The organism is Hydrogenophaga sp. 70-12, from assembly GCF_001897365.1.
In the GTDB taxonomy this organism is placed as follows: Bacteria; Pseudomonadota; Gammaproteobacteria; order Burkholderiales; family Burkholderiaceae_C; genus Hydrogenophaga; species Hydrogenophaga borbori.
Genome location: NZ_MKSS01000136.1, coordinates 1 through 2,782 on the forward strand (window position 1 = coordinate 1; position 2,782 = coordinate 2,782).

Genomic DNA, 2,782 nt, shown 5'->3' on the forward strand with positions numbered 1-2,782 from the left:
GGTGCCCAGCGTGCTGCAGACGCTCGCCGTCGAATCGCGCGAGGGGCCGGAGTCCGACTTCCACGCCGAGCTCGAGCGCTTCGCGCATTCGTCCCGGGCGCCCCTGGTGCCCGAAGCCCCACCGGCCGATGGCGACAGCGATGCGTCGCCCGCCGCGCCAGCCCCTCCCGCGCCCGCCAGCGAGGCGCGGATGGACAGCCGTCCCCCAGCCGATGCCGACGCGCCCGACGCCGAGCCCGGCTTCGTGCGCCAGGCGCGCCGGCGCGCGTTCTGGTCGTCGCCTGGCGTGCGCGTGTCGCTGGTGCTGCTGGCGCTGCTGCTGGCCGCGCTGCTCGGGGGCCAATGGGCCATCCAGCAGCGCCACCGCCTGGTGGCGGCCCAGCCCGCGCTCAAGCCCTTGATCGTGCAGGCCTGCGGCTGGCTGGGCTGCGACCTGGCGCCGGTGCGCCGCATCGACGCCATCGTGATCGACAGCGCCGAACTGGTGCGCCGCCTGGGCAACTTCCACTCGTTCGACCTCGTGCTGCACAACCAGTCGCCGTTGGAGGTGGCGCTGCCCGCGCTCGAACTGACCTTGACCGACCCCAACGGGCTCGTCATCTCGCGCCGGGTCTTCCTGCCGCAGGACTGGCCCGTCGAGACCGCCGCCCTGCCGCCCGGTGGGCGCCTGTCGGTCAGCTTCCGCCTCTCGATTTCGCTCGGCGAGGGCGTGCCCACCGCGGGTTACCGTGCCCTGGTCTTCTATCCCTGAAACCCACCCTCCGACACCATGCCCATCCTCGTTTGCGGCTCGCTGGCCTTCGACACCATCATGACCTTCGAGGGCCGGTTCGCCGACCAGATCCTGCCCGACCAGCTGCACATCCTGAACGTGTCTTTCCTGGTGCCCGGTCTGCGGCGCGACTTCGGCGGTTGCGCGGGCAACATCGCCTACGGGCTGCGGCAACTGGGCGCCGAGGTGGCCCCGCTCGCCGCGCTCGGCAGCGATGGCGCCGACTACCTCGCGCGCATGCGCGAACTCGGCGTGGACACCACCCACGTGAGCACCGTGGCCGACGCCTACACGGCGCAGGCCATGATCATGACCGACCGCGACAACAACCAGATCACCGCGTTCCACCCGGGCGCGATGTCCTTCGCGCACGACACGCCCGTGCCCGCTCGCCAGGACCTGGCGCTGGGCATCATCGCGCCCGACGGCCGCGAGGCCATGCTCTCCCACGCCGCGCAGCTCAAGGCCGCGGGCGTGCCCTTCGTGTTCGATCCGGGCCAGGGCCTGCCCATGTTCAATGGCGAAGAGCTGCTGCGCTTCATCGACCAGGCGAGCTGGGTGGCCGTGAACGACTACGAAGGCCGCATGCTCTGCGACCGCACCGGCCTGTCGCTGGCGGACATCTCCCAGCGCGTGCGTGGCCTGGTGGTCACGCTCGCCGACCAGGGCTGCGACGTGTGGGAAGGTGGCGTGGCCACGCGCGTGCCGGGTGTGAAGGCCGAGGCCGTGGTCGACCCCACGGGCTGCGGCGACGCCTTCCGCGCGGCCCTGCTGCACGGCCTTTCGCAGGGCTGGCCGCTGGCGCGCTGCGCCGAACTGGGCAACCGCCTGGGGGCGCTCAAGATCGCGGTGCGCGGTCCGCAAAACTACACGGTGGACGCCGCGCTCAAAGCCTGACCGCGGGCCGGCAATAAAAAAAGCCCGGTGCTTTCGCACCGGGCCTTCAGATCAACTCAAGGCTGTCTCAGGGCTTGCTGGACGTCGGGAACGGCCAGGCGGCTTGAGGGTTGAGCTTGGTCTGAGCGGCGGGAGCGGCCGCGGGGGCAGGGGCAGCCGGCTTCTTGGCCGGCTCAGCTTTTTTTGCGGGGGCCGCCTTCTTCGCAGGGGCAGCCTTTTTCGCAGGGGCCTTCTTGGCTGCCGCTTTCTTCGCGGGCGCCTTCTTCGCAGCGGCTTTCTTCGCCGGCGCTTTCTTGGCAACGGCTTTCTTCGCCGGAGCCTTCTTCGCCGCGACTTTCTTCGCCGGGGCTTTCTTGGCGGCGACTTTCTTCTTCGCCGGCGCCTTCTTCGCCGCGACTTTCTTCGCCGGAGCCTTCTTCGCCACGACTTTCTTCGCCGGGGCTTTCTTGGCGGCGACTTTCTTCTTCGCCGGCGCCTTCTTCGCCGCAGCCTTCTTGGCCGGGGCCTTCTTCGCAGTTGCCATTGCTTTCTCCTTGATCAAGTTGCAAAGAGCACTTCAGCCGGTCGGATGGCCGGTGAAGCGATTCAACGTACTGCGGTCAGGTGGATGCATCCACAACAGACCCCAGGTCGCTGAATCCGGGGGTCAGGCCAGTGCGGGCGTCTGCGCGCCCTGCGGCTGTCCTGATGATTCAATTCGTCTTCTTGTTTTCTGGCAATGCGCGAAGCGTCCGGCCGGGACATCAGTCCCAGGACAACGCTCCGCCCGATTGGTACTCGATCACCCGCGTTTCGAAGAAGTTGCGTTCCTTCTTGAGGTCGATCATCTCGCTCATCCAGGGGAACGGGTTCTCTTCGTTCGGGAACAGGGGCTCCAGGCCGATCTGCGTGGCGCGCCGGTTGGCGATGTAGCGCAGATAGCCCTTGAACATGGAGGCATTGAGGCCCAGCACGCCGCGCGGCATGGTGTCCTCGGCGTAGCGGTATTCGAGCTCGACGGCCTTGAGGAACAGCTCCTTGACCTCGGCCTTGAATTCGGCCGTCCAAAGCAGCGGGTTCTCCATCTTGATCGCGTTGATCAGGTCGATGCCGAAATTGCAGTGCATCGACTCG

General features: G+C 68.0%; 4 protein-coding genes. 2 read left to right on the forward strand and 2 right to left on the reverse strand.

Features of this window, described 5'->3' with window-relative positions:
* The coding region (locus BGO22_RS08400; RefSeq protein WP_286850105.1) for a DUF3426 domain-containing protein at positions 1-751 on the forward strand (751 nt) is incomplete at its 5' end.
* Between the two features lie 18 nt (positions 752-769).
* Positions 770-1,669, forward strand: coding sequence for a carbohydrate kinase family protein (locus BGO22_RS08405; protein WP_070399060.1), 900 nt, complete (start codon positions 770-772; stop codon positions 1,667-1,669).
* Positions 1,670-1,736: 67 nt separating this feature from the next.
* On the opposite strand, the gene BGO22_RS08410 is transcribed toward BGO22_RS08405, so the two are convergent.
* Both BGO22_RS08410 and BGO22_RS08415 read right to left on the reverse strand, forming a co-directional pair.
* A complete protein-coding gene (locus tag BGO22_RS08410) occupies positions 1,737-2,192 on the reverse strand; it encodes a histone H1-like DNA-binding protein (RefSeq protein ID WP_286850108.1) in 456 nt (151 codons plus the stop codon).
* Between the two features lie 220 nt (positions 2,193-2,412).
* A partial coding sequence (locus BGO22_RS08415; RefSeq protein WP_286850110.1) for a ribonucleotide-diphosphate reductase subunit beta occupies positions 2,413-2,782 on the reverse strand: 370 nt, incomplete at its 5' end.